Genomic DNA, 19,198 nt, shown 5'->3' with positions numbered 1-19,198 from the left:
TGCCGCGCTGGCACGCGCCTATCCATCTGCGCCAGGTCCATTTCCCAGGAGGCGTGCCATGAAGGATCGTCCCGCAACACTCGTACTGTCCGGCGGTGGCGCCAAGGGAGCCTTCCATGTCGGCGCCGAGCGCGTCCTCCGGGAGGTCCACGGCTTCCGCTGGGAGCGCATCTTCGGCGTGTCCGTGGGCGCCCTGAACGCCGCGCTGCTGGCCCAGCACTCCTACCGGGCACTCAATGACATCTGGTTGAACATCCGCGAGGCGGACCTCTACCGGAAGCTGCCCTGGCCACTCGTGGCCCTGCGCGTGGGCCTGTTCCGCAAGCTGGGGCTGTATGACAACTCGCCCATGCGGGAGCTGATCCAGCGGCACCTCGCCGGGCACCGCTTCCGGGTGCCCGCCCACGTGGGGCGCGTGTCGCTGGTCTCCGGCAACTACGAGCTGGTGCCCAGTGATTCGAGGGACTTCCTGGATGCCATCTGGCAGAGCGCGACGTTGCCCATCCTCTGGGAGCCCGTCGGCGCGTCGGCCCTGGTCGACGGGGGCCTGCGCAACGCCACGCCCCTGGGGGATGCGCTGGAGTTCGGCCCGACGGAAATCGTCGTCATCGTCTGCTCACCGTCCCAGATTGAACGGGCGAAGCCGCCGACCAATCTCCTGGAGGTGGCCACGCGCAGCCTGACCGACATCACCCTCAACGAAATCCTGCTCAATGACGTGGATGCCTTCGTGCGCATCAACGACATCGTCCGTCAGGCCTATGATGCGGGGCTCACCGTGCGGCGTCCGGATGGGGTGCCCTACCGGTACTGCCGCATCACCGTCATCGAGCCCGCACGGCCCATGGGGGACATGTTGGACTTCGCGCCGGAGGTGATCCGGATGCGGCTGCGGCATGGTGAGGAGATGGCCCGGGCCGTCTCGCTGCCCACGGGCGTGGGCCCTGGAGAGCGCGTGCAGCGCCGCGTGGAGCTCTTCCCGGAGCCCCCCATGCATGCCTAGAACGCCGCGGGCTTGGCCGTCCCTTCGGAATGACGGATGGAGCGTGGCGCGGGGGGCGACGGTGCCGAATGCGGCTCCGGCGCATCTGCGTTGATCTCCTTGTAGAAGCGCCGCCCGATGTAGACGCCGAGCACCAGCGACACCACCAGACCCACGGCGGAGACCACTGTCATCGTCGTGCGGCCCTGGGCCAGACCACTGCCGAGCTGCGCCGTGAGGAAGGTGCCAGGAATGGTGCCAAGGATGACGCCGGCCAGCGTGGGCATCAGCCGCGCTCCGCTCGCCGCCGCCGCCGCCAGCATCACGTCGGTGGGGCACAGCGGATTGATGCAGGCGGTGAAGGCGAAGAGGAAGTCGTGCCGCCTCGCCGCCCGCACCAGTGCGGGGTACTTGCTGCCAGCCAGGCGCTTCATCAGCCCGGTGCCCAGCTTGCGCGCCGCCGCGAAAAGCAGCAGGCCCGACAGCAAGCCGCCCGTTAGTGAATAGAGGGTCGCTGCGAGCGTGCCAAACATCATCCCGCCCACGGCCGTCAGCAGCTGACCCGGAAGCAGTGTCACGGGCCGGATGGCAAGGAAGCCGATGTATGCAATGGGCGCCCACTTCCCGAAGGGCTCCAACCAGCTGGCGAGGCGCTGCTGGTCGACGAAGTCCGGCCCGAGCAGCCGGAGTGCGACAAGCCCCCCCACTGAGACGAGCATCGGGGCCAACACCCGGAGCCAGGTCTTCACCGACTGCGCCACGCCGTTCCTCCCCGCGGCCCCACTTCCGCCGCGCCGTGGGCCTGAAAGTGAAGGTGGTTTCGGGAATCCGCAATGTGCAGTGGGGTGTTTCCAACATGAAAGCGTCCGGCCGGGCAGCCCGCCGCCCGGTCCGAAAGCTCGGCAGGCGTTGCGAAACCCACGAAATCACAGGTGTTTTCGTGTGGCGTATCAGGCGTGAACGGCTGGCGGTGTACGGAGCTTGCTTGCATCGGGGCGCTTCCGTCCCAAGGTTTCAGGCAAGGGGCACCAAGGCGAGGGCTGGGGTAGTCACGAGAGGAGATAGGGAAATGTCGGACAAGGACAACAAGGGCAGCATGACGGTGGCCGAAGCGGGCCGGAAGGGTGGCGAGACGGTCCGGAACGAACGCGGTCGCGAGTTCTACGAGACGATCGGCCGCAAGGGCGGCGCCACGGTGAAGGCCGAGCGCGGTCGCTCCTTCTACGAGGAGATCGGCCGCAAGGGCGGCGAGACGGTGAAGGCCGAGCGCGGCGCCAAGTTCTACGAGGAGATCGGCAAGAAGGGTGGCGACCGTGTGAAGGCCACCCGGGGTCCGAACTTCTACGAGGAGATTGGCCGCAAGGGTGGGCAGAAGGTGAAGAAGCTCATCGAAGAGGGCAAGCGGGCCGCGCGGGCCGCCATGGCGGCGCAGGAGGGCACGGCAGGTGCTCCGCCCCAGGAGGGTGCGGCGCCGTCTCCCCCCCCTTCTTCCGGAGAGCCGGCGGGGCCGGGACAGAACGAGTAGCACCGCGAGCGTGGCGCCAGACTCGCGGACCGACTAAGAGGGCCGCGTGTACCTGGTCATCACGTTCCTTGAACAGTTGGAAGGAACCGAGCGGGCCATCCGCCGGCTCCGGGAGTTCGGTATCCCGGAGCCGTTGGTGGTGCGGGCTCGGAGCGCGGCGGCGGCATTGTCCGCCGAGGTCCCCGTGTTCGCGGGGCTCCGCAGTCTGGCGTTGGGCGCCGATGACGATCGCGTCATCCTGGTGAGCCTGTTGCCAGGCCTGCCCGCCGAGGAGATGGAGCGGTTGGTGCAGCGCGTCCAACTGGAAATGGATGCGGACGATCCACCCATGGGACGGCTGGTCGCCATGCCAGTGATTTCCGCGCCCACGCATCGCCGGTCGTGACGGGAAGCGTCCCGTCGTTATAAGCACGGGCTGTGCAAGCGCTGCTCGTCTTCCTATCCATCGCGGCGCTGTCGCTGCTCGCCTCCAGCCGCGCGCTGGACCCGGGGCGCTTTCCAGCGCTGGCGAGACTGGCGGCCAGCGGCTTCCTCTTCGTTCTGCTCGGCATCTTCCTGGGGCCTTCCGTGGCGGGGGTGCTCAGCGAGCGGCACCTGGAGGCCATGCGCCCGGTGATGGCGCTGGGGTTGGGCACCGCGGGCGTGCTGCTGGGCCTGAACCTGGAGCCCCGGCTGCTGCGTCTGTTGCCGCGGTCCGTCTACCTGTCGGGGCTGGCGCACTCCGGAACGGCCTTCTTCTTCGTGGCGCTGCCATTGCTGGTGCCGCTCGTCTTCACGTCCGTCCGGGGGCTGCTCGGCGCGGTGGGCGCGGCGGCGATGTTGGGGGCGGCGGCCAGCCTTTCTTCGGGGCACTCGGCCGTGCTCGCGTGGCGCGCGGGGCGCCTGGACCGGGCGCGTGGCCTGGGCGTGGCGTTGCTCACCATGTTGGATGACGCGGTGGGGCTGGGCGTGCTGGCGTTGGCCTTGATGATCGGCGCCGCCAGCAACGTGGGCGAAGGCCTGGGGCTGGTGTGTCTGGCCTTGCTGCTGGGCGTCATGTGTGGGGCGCTGCTGGCTTTCCTCACACATTCGTTGAAGGACCTGGCGGAGCTGACCACGGTGACGCTGGGCGGCGTGGTGTTGGTGAGCGGCGCGGCGGCGTACCTGCGGGTGTCGCCCTTGCTGGCGGGCGTGGCGTGTGGGGCGACGCTGGCGGTGGTGGGAGGCCGCACCTCGGAGCGCGTGGCCCGCGCGCTGGGCCGGGTGGAGCGGCCCGTGTTCCTGGTGCTCGTGTTCCTGGTGGGCTGCGCGGTGCATGCGCGGGACTACTGGGCCTGGGTGTTGATGCCCGCCTTCGTGGGCCTGCGCTTCCTGGGAAAGATGCTGGGCGGCCGGTTCGCGCGGCGGCTGGTGCAGCAGACGCTCGTGCTGCCACCCCGGCTGGGCTACGCGCTGATCGCCCAGGGCGGCCTGGCGCTGTGCCTGGTGGCGGAGTACGGGATGCTGGTGCCGGGTGTGCTGGCGCGCCGCGTGCTGGACGTGGTGGTGATGGGCGCGGTGGTGAACGAGCTGCTGGCGGGCCAGGCCTTCCAGTACGTGGTGGACCCGCCCCGCAGCATCTCCGCGAACTCGACTGACGGCCACAAGGTGGCGGCATGAAGGGGGCCGTCATCCGGCTGCTGCTGTTGATGGTGCTCCTGGCCATCATCAGCCGGGCGCAGGTGCTCCGGGCTGACTCGGGGACGCCGGTGATGCTGGCGGCGGGCGCGCTGCTGCTGTGCGGCCTGTTTGCGGGAAAGGTGGCCAAGGGCCTGGGTCTGCCTCGCCTCACCGGTTACCTGCTGGTGGGCGTGGCGGTGGGGCCCTATGTGCTGGGCTTCATCCCGAACGCGGGCGTGAAGGGGCTGGAGTTGGTGAAGGGGCTGGCGGTGAGCCTCATCGCGCTGGTGGCCGGCACCGAGCTCCGGCTGGGGCTCATCCGCCGCGTGGGTGCGCGCGTGGCCTTGCTGTGCGCGGCCGTGTGCGGCGTCACCTTCCTGGTGTGCTTCGGGGCCACCTTCGCGCTCAAGCCCTTCCTGCCATTCCTGGCGGACATGACGGTGCCCCAGGCGCTGGCGGTCAGCGCGCTGCTGTCCACGGTGGTGGTGTCGTTCTCGCCCACCGTCACCATCGCCATCGTCCAGGAGACGAGCGCGCGTGGCGCCTTCACGGAGTTCCTGATGGCGCTGGTCATCATCGGCGACCTGCTGGTGATGGTGGCCTTCGCGCTCGCCGCGGGCCTGACGAAGGCGAGCTTCGGCGGCGGGCTGGACGTGACGGAGCTGTTGGGCGGGGTGGGGTGGGAGCTGTTCGGCTCGGTCGTGGTGGGCCTGGTGCTGGCCGTGGGCATGCTCATCTACATGCGCGGTGTGAAGCGGGAGCTGCCGCTGTTCCTGGTGGGCCTGTGCTTCGCGGCGGCGGAAGGGGGCACGCGCCTGCACCTGTCTCCGCTGCTGGTGTCGCTGGCGGCGGGGGCGCTCATCGCGAACCTGGATGAGCACGCGGGCGAGCGCATCCACAACGCCATCCAGCAGGCGGGGCTGCCGGTGTTCGCGCTCTTCTTCGCCGCGGCGGGCGCGGGGCTGAAGCTGGACTCCCTGCTGACGGTGGGGCCGGCGGCGATGTTGCTGGTCGCGCTGCGCGGCGTGGCCATCTGGTTCTCCTGCCGCCGCTTCGCCCCGGCGGACGACCCGCGACTCAAGCGCTACCTGTGGATGGGACTCATCTCCCAGGCGGGCGTGACGTTTGGCCTGGCGGCCCTGGTGTCCAGGACATTTCCGACCTTTGGCCCCCAGGTGGAGGTGCTCATCGTCGCCATGATTACCGCCCACGAACTGGTGGGGCCGGTCCTCACCCGGCGCGCCTTGGCGGCCTCCGGGGAGATCCGCGCGGACGACGCGCAGGGAACGGCATAGGCTGTCAGGCATCCACACCTTCAGCAGCAGTCCATAGGAGGCACGGAGGACATCATGGCCGCACCCATCCTCGAGGTGGACATGGAGCACCCTTCACCCCGCCACATCCAGCGAGCGGTGGAGGTGCTGGAGCGCGGCGGCCTGCTGGCCTACCCGACGGACACGTACTTCGGGCTCGGCTGCGACTTGAGCTCCAAGAAGGGCATCGAGCGGCTGTACCAGCTCAAGGGGCGCGACAAGAAGAAGCCCCTGTCCTTCCTCTGTCCCGACCTGTCGGACGTGGCCCGCTACGCACACGTGAGCAACTTCGCGTACCGGACCATGAAGAGCCTCACTCCGGGTGCGTTCACCTTCATCCTGGAAGCGACGCGCCTGGTGCCGGACCTGATGATGTCCAAGCAGAAGCAGGTGGGCATCCGGGTGCCTGACGCGTCGCTCGCCCGCGAGCTGGCCCGGGCCCTGGGCCGCCCTCTGGTGACGACCTCCGCGACCAACACGGAGGGTGAGCCCCTCACGGACGCAAAGGATATCAAGGCCGAGCTGGGACACGGCCTGGACCTCATCCTTGACGGGGGTGTGACACTCAATGAACCGTCGACGGTGATTTCGCTCATCGGCGATTCACTTGAAATCCTCCGGCAGGGGAAGGGTAGGCTGGAGGACTAGAACCCGAGAATAGGGGGATTTCTTGGCACAGGGGGGAACACGGCCGAGCTCCGTGGATGCGCCGGAGCAGGTCCCAGGGCTGCTCAAGTTGTTACTGTTGCTACTGTTTCGGCCGGTGGACCTGCACTTCCGGCTGCGGGCCGCGGGCATCCGCGTTCCGGGCGCGCGGCTGGGGACGTTGTGTCGCGAGCAGCCCGAGGGAGACCGGGCCACGGTCGTCTATGTCCGGCGCATGCTGCTGGTGCTGCTCGTCGGCGCGCCGGTGGTGACGCAGGTGCTGGGCCTGGCGCTCGTGACGGCGGGCCTGCCGCTGGAGCGAGGCTGGGTGTTGTCGGCGCTGTTCTGCTCGGCGGTGGGGCTGGTGGTGGCGCAGGTGCTGGGGCTGGCCGCGGGCGTCCTCCTGGGGTCGCTGGCCAGTCTGGCCACGCTGCTGGGCTTGCATGCCACGGCCGCGGATGCCTTCGGGCCGGAGCTGGGTGGGGTGGCGGGCATGGTCGTGGGCATGTGCCTGGGGGGCGTGGCTGGGTTGGCGTGCGGGAGCATCAGCGGCATCGCCATTGGCCGGGGCCCCACCGTGGTGCGGGTCCAACTGGCGGCCATTCTCGCCAGCCTGACACCGATGCTGCTCTGGAGTGGGACGACGAATGCGTCCTACGCCGGCGCGGTGGCCGCCAGTGCGCTGGTGGCCTTCCTGGTGAGCGCGTTCCGGCTCCCTCTGTATGCGCTGGAGGTGCTGGCTTCGGCGGTGGCATATGCCGTGGAGCGCTGGACGGGGCGGCCCACGCTGGGCTGGGTTCCGGTGCGTCACCACAACCTCAGCTATCTGCCGCATCCCTTCCTGGGGCGGCATCTGGCGCTGGCGGTGCGCTCGCGGCCGGCGGAGGTGCTGGCGGTGGCGGATGCCTGCCTGCGCTCGCCGGGGAACATCGTGGTGGGCTGGCCGTGGGTGGTGCAGGCGCTGGAGTCGGCGTCGCCGGAGGGGGCGGGGGAGCCCCGGGCTTGAGCCGCTGAGTTGCCTCGCCGCGCGCCTCCGGTAGCCTGCGCGGCGATGGAAGGAATGCTCGACGCGTTCATCGCCTTCATCCGCGCGGAGCGCGGACTGTCCGGCAAGACGGTGGACGCCTACGCCGCAGACATCAACGTGTACTTCGAGGACCTGCGCTCCCGCGGCGTCTCCGACGTGACGCAGGCGCGTCAGGAAGACGTGTCCGCGCACCTGTCCGCGCTGGGCAAGCGGGGCTTGGGCAAGCGCAGCCAGGCCCGTCACCTGGCGGCCCTGCGCGGCTTCCACCGGTTCCTCGTCGCCGAGCGCATGGCGGACAAGGACCCGACAGAGGACCTGGACACGCCCCGATCCGCCCGGAAGCTGCCGTCGTTCCTCACCCTGGAAGAGGTGGAACAGCTCCTGGCGGCCCCGGACGAGCGCACGTCCACGGGCGTGCGTGACAAGGCCATGCTGGAGGTGCTGTACGCCACTGGCCTCCGCGTGAGCGAGCTGTGCGGGCTGGGCATCAACGACGTGCAGCTCACGGCGGGCTATCTGGTGGCGAAGGGCAAGGGCGCCAAGGAGCGGCTCGTCCCGCTGGGGCGCGTGGCCATCGAGAAGGTCCAGGCGTACCTGGCGGAGTCACGGCCGGCGGTGCTGGGACGGCGCAAGTCCCAGGCGTTGTTCGTCACGCCGCGAGGTTCTGGCTTCACCCGGCAGGGCTTCTGGAAGCTGCTCAAGCGGTACGCGCTGAAGGCGGGCATCATGAAGCCGCTGTCGCCGCACAAGCTGCGGCATTCGTTCGCCACGCACCTGGTGGAGCGCGGCGCGGACCTGCGCGCCGTCCAGCAGATGCTGGGGCACGCGGACCTCGCCACGACGCAAATCTATACCCACGTGAACGCCGCCCGGCTGCGGTCCGTGTACGACGAATTCCATCCGCGCAGCGACGTCTTCGTCCCCAAGGCGAAGAAGACGCGAGCCGCCGCGCGGTAGGGGGCGGCCCGGGGCCCCGGGCGCTGCGGAAGGAACGTTCCGTCCGCTGGCGCTCAGCTCCCCACGCTGTGGATGGGGAGGCCGAACGGGTCCGTGTGGGCCCGCCGGGGCCCGCTCCCTGGCAGCGGGGCCACGCGAATCAGCCCGGACGCCATCAGCCGGTGGACGGAGCGGGACGCGGCGAGCTCGCCCATGGCCGCCGTGCGCAGGGCCTGCCGGATGCTCCGGCTGCCGCGCAGCTTCGAGTACAGGTACAGGTCATCCGCCGTCAGGTCGGGCGGGGTGGGGCGCGGAATCGGCTCGAACACCAGGCGCCCGTCCAGCGCGAAGAGCTCGTCGCTAAGGGCCAGCGTCAGGCGAATCTCCGCCTCGCGGTACAGGGCATGGGCTTCGGGGACGGGGCCCTGCTCCAGGATTTGCGCCGCCAGGGCGACGGCATGGTCATACTGGCCGGCTTCCAGGAAGCGCTTCACCAGGGTGAGCAGCTCCTCCAACTCGGCGGCTTCACCCAATCGGGGGCCGCGGGCCTTGCGCGGGGCCAGGGCACCCCGCCGGTACAGGTGCAGCACCCAGCGCGCGGCGAAGAGCGGGGCCTCCCGGGCGCTCGCCAGCATCTCTCCCAGCGTGGCGCCGCTCGCCGCCAGGTCCAGCAGGACGTCCTCCTCCTCCGAGTACGTCTCCACGGCGAACTCTCGGAAGACGCGGAACGTCGTGTCCATGCGCGGGAAGATGTCGCGGAACATGCTCCACTCGCGCTGCCGCGTCACCGCGTCGCGGTGCAGCGTGGACAGCGACAGCTTGAGCCCAATCGCCCGGGACGCGGGCGGCAGGCCGGGGGTGAACTCCACCTCGCCGGACTCCCAGGCGTAGCAGTCGAAGAGGGACTCACGCGCCTTGTGCTCCAGGGCCTCGATGAGGCGGGGCAGCTCCACGAAGCAGCGCTGGACCAGGAAGGTGCCGTAGGGCATGCCCGCTCCCTCGGCCGCTTCGAAGGCCGCCGCGGCGCGGGGCGCGTCCAGGATGCGGAGGTTCACCAGGACCTGGGCCAGGTGCTCGCGCGGGTCGTTGGAGCTCTCGCCCACCAGGTAGCCGTCCTTGACGTGGAAGCAGCGCCGCACCGCGCCGCGTTCCACCCTCAGCACCCCTTCAACCCCGGGCGCGCTGAACAGCGGCGGCATCACCAACTGCAAGCGATAGCTGGCGAGACTTCCGTTGAATGGCTCCATGCAGGTGCTTCCTCCAAGGTGGGTTGGCCCGCGTGAGGAACCCCCAGGGTACCGGCGCACCCACCGTGATTCAATTGCAAGTACCTGGATTTGCTCAGGATTTCCTGACGGGGCGCAAAGTTCCAGGGAGAGTCCGTCTTGACTTCCAGTCCTGGACGGAGTCGGAGCAGGACGAACGGAAGGTTGCAGCGCAGCGTCGGGTATGCGAACCAGCCCCGTCCGATTCCCGATTCCGCCTAACCGAATCAGAGCGAGTCCATGCGAATTCTTTCAGGAGTGCAGTCGTCCGGCAGGCTGCACATCGGCAACTACTACGGCGCGCTCCGCCAGTTCGTGCAGCTCCAGGATGAAGGCGAGGGGTACTACTTCATCGCCAACCTGCACGCGCTCACCACCGTGAGGGATCCCAAGGCCGCGCTGGCGCTGACGCGCGAGGCCGCGATGGCCTACCTGTCGCTGGGGTTGGATCCGAAGAAGGCCGTGCTCTTCCGGCAGAGCGACGTGCGCGAGGTGCTGGAGCTGTACTGGATTCTGGGCACCGTGACGCCGCACGCGCACCTGGAGCGGGCCCACAGCTACAAGGACAAGGTGGCCAAGGGCATCAGTCCTGACTTCGGCCTCTTCGCCTACCCGGTGCTGATGGCCGCCGACATCCTGCTCTACAGCGCGGACTTCGTCCCGGTGGGCAAGGACCAGATTCAGCACATCGAGTTCGCGCGCGACTGGGCGGTGAAGTTCAACACCCAGTACGTGCCCGGCTACGACCCTGCCGACCCGGAAGGCAAGGAGCGGGGCCATGCGCCCGGCATCCTCAAGCTGCCCGCGGCGCGCATCCAGGAGGCCACCCAGACAGTTCCCGGCGTCGACGGACAGAAGATGTCCAAGTCCTACGGGAACACCATCGAGCTGTTCGGGGACGAGAAGGAAATCAAGAAGCGCATCATGTCCATCAAGACGGACTCGACGCCGGTGGACGCGCCCAAGCCGGTGCCCACGCAGCCGCCGCCGTCCGGGCTCGTCAGCGATGCGCCGCTCTACGACTTGCTGAAGCTGATGCTCCCCGAGTCCGAGTTCGCCGAGGTGGACGCCACCTGGAAGGCAGGCGGGAAGGGCTACGGCGACTACAAGAAGAAGCTCCTGGAGGCCTACCATGCGGCCTTTGGCCCGGCCCGTCAGCGGTATGCCGAGCTGGCGGCCGACCCGGGTGAGGTGGAGCGCATCCTCCAGGACGGCGCCAACCGGGCCCGGGCCGAGGCGACCCGCCTCATGGACCAGGTCCGCAAGGCCGTGGGAGTCCCATGAGTCCGTGTGCCTGAACGGGCTTTCACTGCCGATTGTTTGACCCACCTGGGGGCCACTGGTATGGGTGTGTGTCCTCCAGGCTCGTGCCCGCTGCCTAAGAAAGTCGGGCCCTTACGCGATGACGCGCCCCCACCCATACCGTTGACGCCATCCAGGACATCCGGTGAGTGAGGAACGTCGCTCGCCGGCCGATGAGGCCCTTCGTGAAGGGGAGTTGCCGCGGAGTCCTGGCGACAACTTCCGCATCGCGCTGCCCAATTTCGAAGGTCCGCTGGACCTGCTGCTCCATCTCATCAAGGAGCATCGGGTCGACATCTTCGACATCCCGCTGGCGCTGATCACGGAGAAGTACCTCGAGCACCTGGAGCGGATGCGGGAGATCAACCTCGACATCGCCGGGGAGTTCCTGGTGATGGCCTCCACGCTGGCGCACCTCAAGAGCCGCATGCTGCTGCCCCGGCAGGACGCCGTCGCGGTGCAGGAGGGGGCGGAGGTGCTCGCGGTCGCCGAGGAGACCGAGGACCCGCGCGCGGAATTGGTGCGGCGCCTGCTGGAGTACCAGAAGTACAAGGATGCCGCTGAACAGCTCGCCACGCAGGACCTGCTCGGCCGCGACGTCTTCGCGCGCAACGTCCCGGTGGAGGCGGTGCCCATCCCCGAAGAGGAGGTGGGTCTCCAGGAGTTCAGCGTCCTCAAGCTGGTGGAGGCACTCGACCGGGTGCTGGAGCGGTTGCAGCCCAAACTGCAGCACGAGGTGGTCCGGGAGCGCGTGACGCTGTCCGAGGCCATCCTCCGCGTAGTAGAGCGCCTGCGCCCCCATGGACAGGTTCTCTTCGAGAGCTTGTTCACGGAAGAGGAAACCCCGTCGCGACAGGAGGTGGTCATCACCTTCCTGGCCATCCTGGAGATGGTGAAGCGGCGGCTCATCCGGGTGGTGCAGGACGAGCCGATGGGGCCCATCCTGCTGCTGCCCAACGGGGACGCGCTGGAGAAGCTGGCTCCCACGGAGGTCGACGACAGTGACTACCGGTAGCAACGGACCGCAGGACGAGACTCCAGAACCGGGCACGCCCGGCGGCCCCGGCCCGTTCTCCGAAGAGGAAATCGCTGCTGTCACGGGCCCCGGCCCGGCAGACGAACTGGATGAGCTGGAAGCAGCCTCCATCGAGGAGGACTCGGACGAGGCGCCTCCGGACCTGGAGACGTCGTTCGAGAAGCTCCTCTCCAAGAGCCGCAAGCTGTCCACGGACCGCATCCGCACCGTCATCGAGAGCGTGCTCTTCGTGGCGGAGCGGCCGTTGTCGGTGGACGAGCTGTACATGGCCACCGGCATCGAGCGGGAGCTCATCGCCGAGGCCCTCAACCAGCTCTCCGGCATCCACCGCGACGGCATCAGCGGCATCGTGCTGTACGAGGTGGCGGGCGGTTGGCAGTTCCGGACGGACCCGCATTCGGGTGAATATGTCCGGCGTTACCTGCGGGTGAAGCCACAGCGGCTGACCCGGGCGGCGGTGGAGACGCTGGCCATCATCGCGTACCGGCAGCCGGTGACGCGGCCGGAAATCGAGGACATCCGCGGCGTGGACTGCGGCGCGGTCATCAAGGCGTTGATGGACCGCAAGCTGGTGAAGATCCTGGGCAAGCGCGAAGAAGTAGGGCGGCCCATCCTTTACGGAACGTCGCGTGAGTTCCTGGAGTTCTTCGCACTGAAGGACCTGTCTGCCCTGCCCACGCTGCGTGAGTTCCACGAGCTGACGCAGGAGCACCGGGAGATCGTCGAGAAGGAAGACAAGCCGGCGCCCCCGGCTGCGGGGACGGTGGAAGCGCTGTCGGACCCGGCATTCACGAAGCGGATGGAGAAGAGCGCGGCGGCCAGTGAAGCCGCGCTGGAGGACCTGGAAGAGGCCATGGCGGCCGCAGACCGGACACAAAAGGTCAGCTCCAGCGTCCTGGACACGACGCCCCCGAAACCCGAGACGGGTGATACGACGGGGCCCAAGCCCGAGTGACGGGCAGCATGGAAGAAGGATGGTATGGCGGCCGAACGACTACAGAAGTACCTGGCCCGCGCGGGAGTTGCTTCGCGCCGGCATGCAGAAGAGCTGATTACCGCGGGCCGCGTCGCGGTGAACAACAAGACGGTGACGGAGCTGGGCAGCCGGGTGGAGCCCGGCACGGACCTGGTGACGGTGGACGGGACGCTCGTCACGCCTCCGGATGAATCCTCCTACTTCCTGCTCTACAAGCCCGTTGGCGTCGTGACGACGCTGTCGGATCCGCAGGGCCGGCCCACGGTGGCCAACTACGTGGAAGAGACGGGCAAGCGCCTGTTCCCGGTGGGCCGTCTGGATTACGACGCCGAGGGCGCGCTGCTGTTCACGGATGATGGGGCGCTGGCGCACAAGCTGACGCACCCCAGCTTCCAGGTGCCGCGCACCTACCTGGCGAAGGTGAAGGGCGCCCCGGACGTGGCCACGCTGGACAAGCTGCGCGGCGGCGTGCGGCTCGAGGATGGCATGGCCACGCCGGTGTCGGTGGGCGTGTTCGAGGCCGCGGAGCGGAACACCTGGCTGAAGATTGTCGTGGCGGAAGGGCGCCCGCACCTCATCAAGCGGCTGTGCGCCGCGGTGGGGCACCCGGTGGTGCGTCTGTTCCGTCCGTCCTACGCCGGCGTGGGCGTGGAAGGGCTGCGCCCTGGCGAGCTGCGCCCGCTCAAGACGAGCGAGGTGGAGCTGCTGCACGAGGTGTCGGATGGCAAGACCGCGCCGCCGACGGGTGAGCTGAAGCTGCCTCCGCGCCGGCATGGCCGCGCGGCTCCGGGCTTCGACTCGGACGACGAGGCGGAGCTGTCCATGGATGATGATGCGCCCGTGGCCGCCAAGCCCGCGCGCAAGGCGCCGGCCCGTGCGGCCAAGGCGGCGTCCGCGGGTGGTTCGAGCCTGGCGCGTTTCGGTCGGCCCAAGGGGGCTTCGGCCGAGGGCAAGCCCGCGCGCCGTTCGTTCGGTGGTGATGAGGGCGCGCCGCGTGGCCGCTCCTTCGGCGGTGACAAGGCAGGTGCGCCGCGTGGCCGTGGCGTGGGCCGTTCCTTCGGTAGTGACGAGGGCAAGCCCGCGCGTCGCTCCTTCGGTGGTGACGAGGGCAAGCCCGCGCGCCGCTCCTTCGGTGGTGACGAGGGCAGGCCCGCGCGTCGCTCCTTCGGTAGTGACGAGGGCAAGCCCGCGCGCCGTTCCTTCGGTAGTGACGAGGGTAGGCCCGCGCGCCGTTCCTTCGGTGGTGACGAGGGCAAGCCCGCACGCCGTTCCTTCGGCAGTGACGAGGGTAGGCCCGCGCGTCGTTCCTTCGGTGGTGACGAGGGCAGGCCCGCGCGCCGCTCCTTCGGTGGTGACGAGGGCAAGCCCGCGCGCCGCTCCTTCGGTGGTGACGAGGGCAAGCCCGCGCGCCGCTCCTTCGGTGGTGACGAGGGCAGGCCCGCGCGCCGTTCGTTTGGTGGCGATGAGGGCGCACCGCGCGGCCGTTCCTTCGGCGGTGACAGGGCAGGCGCGCCGCGTGGCCGTGGTGCGGGCCGCTCCTTCGGTGGTGATGAATCGGGCGCTCCTCGGAGCCGTGGTCCGGGTCGGTCCTTCGGCAGTGACACGGGCGCTCGCGGTGCGGGCCGCGCATTCGGTGGTGCTGGCGGCGCCCGTCGCTCGTTTGGCGGTGACGAGGGCGGAGCCCCCAAGAGCCGTGGCGCGGGTCGTCCGGAGCGCCGTGAGTGGAGTGCTGGCGGAGACGCCGCACCGCGGACTCGCGCACCGCGCGCGGGTGGCGAAGGCCGTCCGGAGCGCAAGTCGTGGGGTGCTGGCGGCGGCGCCGGCCGTGCCCCGCGGGGTGAAGGCCGTCCGTACTCGCCCCGTTCCGGAGGCGCGGGTGCTGGCCGCCCGGAGCGCCGTGAATGGAAGCCTCGCGCCGAAGGGGCAGACGCTCCGCGTGGCCGGGGTGGTCCTCGCCGTGAGGGCTCCGAGGGCGGACGCCCCGCACGCAGCACCTGGACGCCCACCGACGAAAGCGGGAATCCCCGTGAACGCGTCGTCCGGGCCGGGGCTCGCAAGGGGGCTCCCGCCGAGAAGTCCGGCGGATTCCAGGACTGGGGCAAGAAGAAGGAGCGGGCAAGCGCCCCGAGCTGGAGCAATGAGCGTCCCCGAGGCGGCGCGGGCCGGCCTCCTCCCCGGGGGCCTCGCCGTCCGCGTTGATACATGACGCGGTGGATTGGGCGGGAATCGAGGGGGATTGATATAACCGGCGCCGACTCCTACACCGTTTCCCTCACCGGAGACCGATGCGAACCGGCGCACGCCCCCTCATTCTCGCACTTGCCCTGCTCCTCGGCTGCAACGGCAGCAGGGACCAGCTTCTTGCGGACCTCCAGAGTCCTCGTCCGGAGGTCCGCGCTCTCGCGGTGAAGAAGCTGGCCGGGCAGGGCAACCCGGATGACCTGGTCCTCTTCACTCGAGCGGCGAAGGACTTCGCCGCCATCGTCCGGGCCGAGGCCACCGTGGCGTTGGGAGAGAGCCAGGACGCCCGCGTCGTGGACCTCCTCGGCGAATTGCTCGAGGACCAGGACGAAGAGGTCCAGGGCCGCGCCGCCATGGCGCTGTCCAAGGTGAACAACGAAAAGGCCAAGGCGTACCTCACGCTCCAGTACGGACGGCGGGGCCGGGCCACGCGTCAGGTCATCGTCCAGGCCCTGAAGAACGCCAACGTTCCAGGTGCCATGGCGGAGGTGGTCGCCGCCGAGGCCCGCTCGCAGTGGGACCGCAACCAGCTCGCGTTGACCGAAGGCGCGCTGCCCGAGCGCGTGGGCGCCGCCGAGGAGCTGGGCAAGAGCGGCCGACCCGACGCCGTCAACCGGCTGCTGCCCTTGGTTCGCGACAGCCAGGTCATCCTCGCCGCCGCCGCCGTGCGCGGGCTGGGTGACGCCGGCGACAAGCGCGCGGTGGGTCCCATCGCGCTGCTGCTGGAGGAGAACTTCCCCGAGTTGCGCGAGTCCGCCATCCACGCGCTGATGAAGCTTCAGGATCCGGTGGCCACGCAGCGCCTCCAGATGGTGGCGGTGGAGAAGAGCGCCGTCAGCCCGCTGGCCATCGACGCCATCGTGTCCTTCCCCCGGACGCCGCAGACGGATGCTTCACTGTGCGCCATCGTCATGGAGGGAGCACCGGCGGAGGCGCTCGTCGCGGGCCGGAGCATGCGCGCGCGCGGCGGTTGTCCGGTGGACCCCATTGGCGAGCGGCTGGCACGTCCGGCCACGGCCGCCAGTGGCCTCCAGGCCGTCGAGGGGCTGGGACCCGCTGCGCTGCCGCTGCTCGGCAAGGTGGTGCCGTGGCTGAGCCATCCGGACGCCACGCTGCGCCTGCTCGCGGTGGAGGCCGTGGCGGAGGTGGGGGATGCCTCCGTGGTGCCCGCGTTGCAGAAGCTCTACGAACAGGAGGTCAAGGGACTGGAAGCGCTGCGCGCCGACTGGGTGACCCAAGCGCTCCCGGAGAAGTTCGGCGTGGGGTTCGACCCTTCGACCATGCCGCCCACCCCGTCGACGCCTGGCATGAAGGATGACCGGCCGTCGCGGCACGCGGACCTGCTGGGGCGCGTGAAGGAGCTCAATGCCGCCCGGGTGCGTGAGTCCGGACGGGACGTGGTGCGGCATCGCGTGCCCACCGAGCTGTATGACGACGTGGCGCCGGAGCGGCTGGTGCCGCTGGCAACGCTGCTGCGAGCGTTGGGGACGCTGAAGGCACCCGGAGCCCTGGAGCTGCTCACCGGCTACACCCAGGATTCCAGCGCCGCGCTGCGCGTGGCGGCCCTGATGGGACTGGCGCGGCTGGGCCCCGAGGGCGTCAACGTGGCCAAGGCCGGGCTCGTCGAGCCGGACCGCGACCTGCAGAAGGCCCTGGCCCAGGCGCTGGCGGAGGCCGGCGAGGCGGGGCAGGCCGCGCTCATCGAGATGCTGCCGAAGATGGGGAGCGAGAAGCTGCTGGTGTTGGATGCGCTCACGCGTGCCGGCGGTGTGCCGGGCTTCGCTTCCGCGCAGTTCCAGGCCGTGGTGCGAGAAGGTGGACCGGAAGCGGCGCTCGCGGCGGCCCTGCTGGGACGGATTCAGGCGAAGGACGCCGTGCCCACGCTGGTGAAGGCGCTGGACGAGCCCAACAGCGTGGCCCGCCGCGACGTGCTGCTGGCGCTGGGGATCATTGGCGACGCGCAGGCGGCGGACGCGGTGGCCAAGGACCTGTTCCACGACCTGCCCGAGATTCGCGCCGCGGCGGCTTCGTCGCTCCGGAAGCTGGGCGGCGCCGCGCATGCGGACCAGTTGAATGCCCTCAAGGCGGACTACTTCCGGACGGTGCGTGAGGCCGCGGGCGCCGCACCGGCGTCCGAGAGCACCGCGTCGGAGGGCGCTCGCTGATGGAGTTGCGCAAGCTCAAGGACAAGGCGTCCGAGGCTTTCACCAAGGGACGCTTTTCCAAGGCGGCGGAGCTCTACGAGGACTACTGCCGGGCCGAGCCCAAGGACCATCAGTCACGCCTGCGCTCCGGGGATGCCTGGGTGAAGGCAGGGCAGCGGGACCGGGCCATCTCGGCGTATCAATCCGCCGCCGAAGGCTTCGCGCGCGAGGGGTTCCTTCCGCGCGCCATCGCCGCGAGCAAGCTCATCCTCGAACTGGACCCGGCTCACCGCGGCGTGCAGCAGATGCTCGCGGACCTGTACGCGCGCCGAGGGACGCCCATGGGCGCACGCGCCCGGGGCCCGATGAGCAGCGCGTCGTCCGTGACGGTGAAGGCGTCCTCCGAGCCCGCTGTGACGTCGCGCCTGCCCGAGGCAGTGCGCGCGGCCGTCGCCGCCATTGATTTGGGGGAGGGAGAGGACGGTGCTTCGCCAGCCCCGTTGGCGGCCGGTGGTCCCGCGGTGGACCTGTCCGCGGAGCTGCCTCCAGAGCTGTTGTTGTCCGCCGACGCGTCCACGCGTGGCACCGAAGAAGTCGTCCACTCGGTCGAGGTAGGACTGGCGTCGGAAGAGGGGACCGCTGGCGTGGAGTTGACGCTGGACATGGAGCCCGTCGTGGCAGGGACGCTGGTGGACGACGCGTGCGGAACCGATTCGAAGGCGTCCGCATTGGCCACGTCTGTCCAGGCATCCACGAGTGTGGTGGCCACAATCCCGCCCCCGATGGCCATCCGTGAGCCAGAAGCGCCGCCGCTCGCGACCCGGATTCCCGCTGTTCAACCCGGAGGCGCGCGTCCGGCGACGAGCGCGTTGCCGCCAGGACTGGCACCGCGCGCGTCGCAGCGGCTGCCCGCGGTGGGCGCTGCTCGCGCGCCCGAACCCGCGCCGGCCGAACCGCCACGGTCCGTCTCGAACAGCGGCCGCTGGCAAGCCCTGTCGTCGCCCATCACCACGCAGGCAGCGCCCGCCGCTGCTGAAGCCGCGGCCTCCTCCGCGCCCCCAGGACTGCGGTCGCGCCGTGCCGACCCACCGGTCCCCGCGGGCGCCACCGCGCTCCCGGGCCACGACCTGTCCCCCGCGCTGGGCGCCTCCTTCCGGACGGCGACGAGTCCGTCCTCCTTCACCGAGTTGGAGCTGGAAGCCGACTCCCTGTTGCACGCGGTGGAGCTGGCCGCGCAGGCGGGCTTGGATCGACAAGGCCTGGGGGCCACGTCCATCAGCGACGGCATCGAGGAAGAGATCTACAGCCTGACGGAGGAGGTCCCTCCCGAAGCGGGTTCCCTGGACGCGCTGCCCGCGATTCCGCTCTTCTCGGACCTGCCTCGCGACGCCTTCATCGAGCTGTTCGAGCGCTGCCCGCTGCGCCGCTTCGGCCCGGGCGAGCGAATCATCGACCAGGGCAGCCACGGCGGTGCTTTCTACGTCGTCTGCGAGGGCGCGGTGCGCGTCTTCCGGACGGAGGAGGGCCAGCGCCAGGACATCGCGACGCTCGAAGGAGGCACCTTCTTCGGAGAGATGGCCCTGCTGTCCGGCGCGGCGCGCACGGCCTCGGTGGAGTCCGCGTCTGACGACACCCAGCTCCTGGAGATCTCCGCCAGCGTGCTCGCCGAGCTCTCGGGAAGCCACCCGCAGGTGGCCCGGGCCCTGAAGAAGTTCTGCCGGCAGCGCATGCTGACGAACGTGATGAACACGTCGGAGCTGTTCCGCCTCTTCGGACGGAAGGACCGGCGCGCGCTCGTGGAGCGCTTCCGCTCCCGGGACGTGGAGCGTGACACCGTCATCATCCGTGATGGCGACCCGACGGACGGCCTCTACGTGGTCCTGTCCGGCGAGGTGGAGGTGCGCAAGGACGGCCACCTGCTGACGCAGCTCCGGGAAGGGGACGTGTTCGGAGAGATTTCCCTGCTCCAGAAGACGCCAGCCACCGCGACCGTCACCGCCACCCGGCGCACCACGCTGCTGCGGTTGCCGCGCGCCGACTTCGACGCGCTCATCTCCAGCCACCCGCAGATCCTGGCCCTGATTTCGAACCTGAGCGACGAACGGCTCCGGCGCACGCAGCGCGTGCTGACCGAAGCCGGCGTCGAGGAAGACCTCATCCTCGTCTGA

Annotated in this window: 16 protein-coding genes; 14 read left to right on the top strand and 2 right to left on the bottom strand. The window is 69.8% G+C overall.

Features of this window, described 5'->3' with window-relative positions; translation table 11 throughout:
• Positions 1-58 precede the first annotated feature (58 nt).
• The gene (locus BHS09_RS19410; RefSeq protein ID WP_237079679.1) at positions 59-1,003 is read left to right on the top strand and encodes a patatin-like phospholipase family protein; all 945 of its coding nucleotides are present in this window, start codon (positions 59-61) and stop codon (positions 1,001-1,003) included.
• On the opposite strand, the gene BHS09_RS19405 is transcribed toward BHS09_RS19410, so the two are convergent.
• Complete coding sequence (locus BHS09_RS19405; protein WP_140792064.1) at positions 1,000-1,743, bottom strand: TVP38/TMEM64 family protein; 744 nt, start codon at positions 1,741-1,743, stop codon at positions 1,000-1,002. The genes BHS09_RS19410 and BHS09_RS19405 overlap by 4 nt on opposite strands.
• A gap of 308 nt (positions 1,744-2,051) precedes the next feature.
• Between BHS09_RS19405 and BHS09_RS19400 the strand changes: the two genes are divergently transcribed.
• Genes BHS09_RS19400 through xerD form a run of 7 tightly spaced genes read left to right on the top strand, consistent with a single transcriptional unit; the run spans position 2,052 to position 8,087 of the window.
• Positions 2,052-2,507 carry a general stress protein gene (locus tag BHS09_RS19400; RefSeq protein ID WP_140792062.1) on the top strand — a complete coding sequence of 152 codons (456 nt, stop codon included), beginning with the start codon at positions 2,052-2,054 and terminating at the stop codon, positions 2,505-2,507.
• A gap of 46 nt (positions 2,508-2,553) precedes the next feature.
• Positions 2,554-2,892 (top strand): hypothetical protein, encoded by a 339-nt coding sequence (locus BHS09_RS19395; protein ID WP_140792060.1) that lies wholly within the window; start codon positions 2,554-2,556, stop codon positions 2,890-2,892.
• Positions 2,893-2,924: 32 nt separating this feature from the next.
• On the top strand, positions 2,925-4,145 hold the full coding sequence (locus tag BHS09_RS19390) for a sodium:proton exchanger (protein WP_140792059.1): 1,221 nt from the start codon (positions 2,925-2,927) through the stop codon (positions 4,143-4,145).
• On the top strand, positions 4,142-5,440 hold the full coding sequence (locus BHS09_RS19385; RefSeq protein WP_140792058.1) for a cation:proton antiporter: 1,299 nt from the start codon (positions 4,142-4,144) through the stop codon (positions 5,438-5,440). The genes BHS09_RS19390 and BHS09_RS19385 overlap by 4 nt, the downstream gene beginning before the upstream one ends.
• A gap of 54 nt (positions 5,441-5,494) precedes the next feature.
• Positions 5,495-6,106, top strand: coding sequence for an L-threonylcarbamoyladenylate synthase (locus BHS09_RS19380; RefSeq protein WP_140792056.1), 612 nt, complete (start codon positions 5,495-5,497; stop codon positions 6,104-6,106).
• A 22-nt stretch (positions 6,107-6,128) separates the two neighbouring features.
• On the top strand, positions 6,129-7,109 hold the full coding sequence (locus tag BHS09_RS39030) for a hypothetical protein (RefSeq protein WP_140798551.1): 981 nt from the start codon (positions 6,129-6,131) through the stop codon (positions 7,107-7,109).
• 45 nt (positions 7,110-7,154) lie between these two features.
• A complete protein-coding gene (xerD, locus tag BHS09_RS19370) occupies positions 7,155-8,087 on the top strand; it encodes a site-specific tyrosine recombinase XerD (protein ID WP_140792052.1) in 933 nt (310 codons plus the stop codon).
• 53 nt (positions 8,088-8,140) lie between these two features.
• On the opposite strand, the gene BHS09_RS19365 is transcribed toward xerD, so the two are convergent.
• A complete protein-coding gene (locus BHS09_RS19365) occupies positions 8,141-9,313 on the bottom strand; it encodes a DUF4388 domain-containing protein (protein ID WP_140792050.1) in 1,173 nt (390 codons plus the stop codon).
• A 258-nt stretch (positions 9,314-9,571) separates the two neighbouring features.
• Between BHS09_RS19365 and trpS the strand changes: the two genes are divergently transcribed.
• The 6 genes from trpS (at position 9,572) to BHS09_RS19335 (ending at position 19,198) form a co-directional block, all read left to right on the top strand.
• On the top strand, positions 9,572-10,615 hold the full coding sequence (trpS, locus tag BHS09_RS19360; protein WP_140792048.1) for a tryptophan--tRNA ligase: 1,044 nt from the start codon (positions 9,572-9,574) through the stop codon (positions 10,613-10,615).
• Positions 10,616-10,778: 163 nt separating this feature from the next.
• Positions 10,779-11,648, top strand: a complete 870-nt coding sequence (locus tag BHS09_RS19355) for a segregation and condensation protein A (RefSeq protein ID WP_140792046.1) — start codon at positions 10,779-10,781, stop codon at positions 11,646-11,648.
• Positions 11,635-12,624: an SMC-Scp complex subunit ScpB gene (scpB, locus tag BHS09_RS19350; protein ID WP_090494442.1), complete on the top strand. Its 990-nt coding sequence runs from the start codon at positions 11,635-11,637 to the stop codon at positions 12,622-12,624. The genes BHS09_RS19355 and scpB overlap by 14 nt, the downstream gene beginning before the upstream one ends.
• 24 nt (positions 12,625-12,648) lie before the next feature.
• The gene (locus tag BHS09_RS19345) at positions 12,649-14,844 is read left to right on the top strand and encodes a pseudouridine synthase (RefSeq protein WP_140798550.1); all 2,196 of its coding nucleotides are present in this window, start codon (positions 12,649-12,651) and stop codon (positions 14,842-14,844) included.
• Positions 14,845-14,930: 86 nt separating this feature from the next.
• Positions 14,931-17,051 (top strand): HEAT repeat domain-containing protein, encoded by a 2,121-nt coding sequence (locus BHS09_RS19340; RefSeq protein WP_140798549.1) that lies wholly within the window; start codon positions 14,931-14,933, stop codon positions 17,049-17,051.
• Complete coding sequence (locus BHS09_RS19335) at positions 17,051-19,198, top strand: cyclic nucleotide-binding domain-containing protein (RefSeq protein WP_140798548.1); 2,148 nt, start codon at positions 17,051-17,053, stop codon at positions 19,196-19,198. The genes BHS09_RS19340 and BHS09_RS19335 overlap by 1 nt, the downstream gene beginning before the upstream one ends.

Origin of the sequence: Myxococcus xanthus, from assembly GCF_006402735.1 — a bacterium.
GTDB lineage: Bacteria > Myxococcota > Myxococcia > Myxococcales > Myxococcaceae > Myxococcus > Myxococcus xanthus_A.
Note: the sequence above shows the minus strand (reverse complement) of the source record. Positions and strands in the feature narration are given on the sequence as shown.

What these genes read in the sequence shown, in the direction of transcription:
- BHS09_RS19410 (WP_237079679.1), top strand. Translation starts at nt 59, where the DNA reads ATGAAGGATCGTCCCGCAACACTCGTACTGTCCGGCGGTGGCGCCAAG.
- BHS09_RS19400 (WP_140792062.1), top strand. Translation starts at nt 2,052, where the DNA reads ATGTCGGACAAGGACAACAAGGGCAGCATGACGGTGGCCGAAGCGGGC.
- BHS09_RS19385 (WP_140792058.1), top strand. Translation starts at nt 4,142, where the DNA reads ATGAAGGGGGCCGTCATCCGGCTGCTGCTGTTGATGGTGCTCCTGGCC.
- BHS09_RS19380 (WP_140792056.1), top strand. Translation starts at nt 5,495, where the DNA reads ATGGCCGCACCCATCCTCGAGGTGGACATGGAGCACCCTTCACCCCGC.
- xerD (WP_140792052.1), top strand. Translation starts at nt 7,155, where the DNA reads ATGGAAGGAATGCTCGACGCGTTCATCGCCTTCATCCGCGCGGAGCGC.
- BHS09_RS19365 (WP_140792050.1), bottom strand. Translation starts at nt 9,313, where the DNA reads ATGGAGCCATTCAACGGAAGTCTCGCCAGCTATCGCTTGCAGTTGGTG.
- trpS (WP_140792048.1), top strand. Translation starts at nt 9,572, where the DNA reads ATGCGAATTCTTTCAGGAGTGCAGTCGTCCGGCAGGCTGCACATCGGC.
- BHS09_RS19345 (WP_140798550.1), top strand. Translation starts at nt 12,649, where the DNA reads ATGGCGGCCGAACGACTACAGAAGTACCTGGCCCGCGCGGGAGTTGCT.
- BHS09_RS19340 (WP_140798549.1), top strand. Translation starts at nt 14,931, where the DNA reads ATGCGAACCGGCGCACGCCCCCTCATTCTCGCACTTGCCCTGCTCCTC.
- BHS09_RS19335 (WP_140798548.1), top strand. Translation starts at nt 17,051, where the DNA reads ATGGAGTTGCGCAAGCTCAAGGACAAGGCGTCCGAGGCTTTCACCAAG.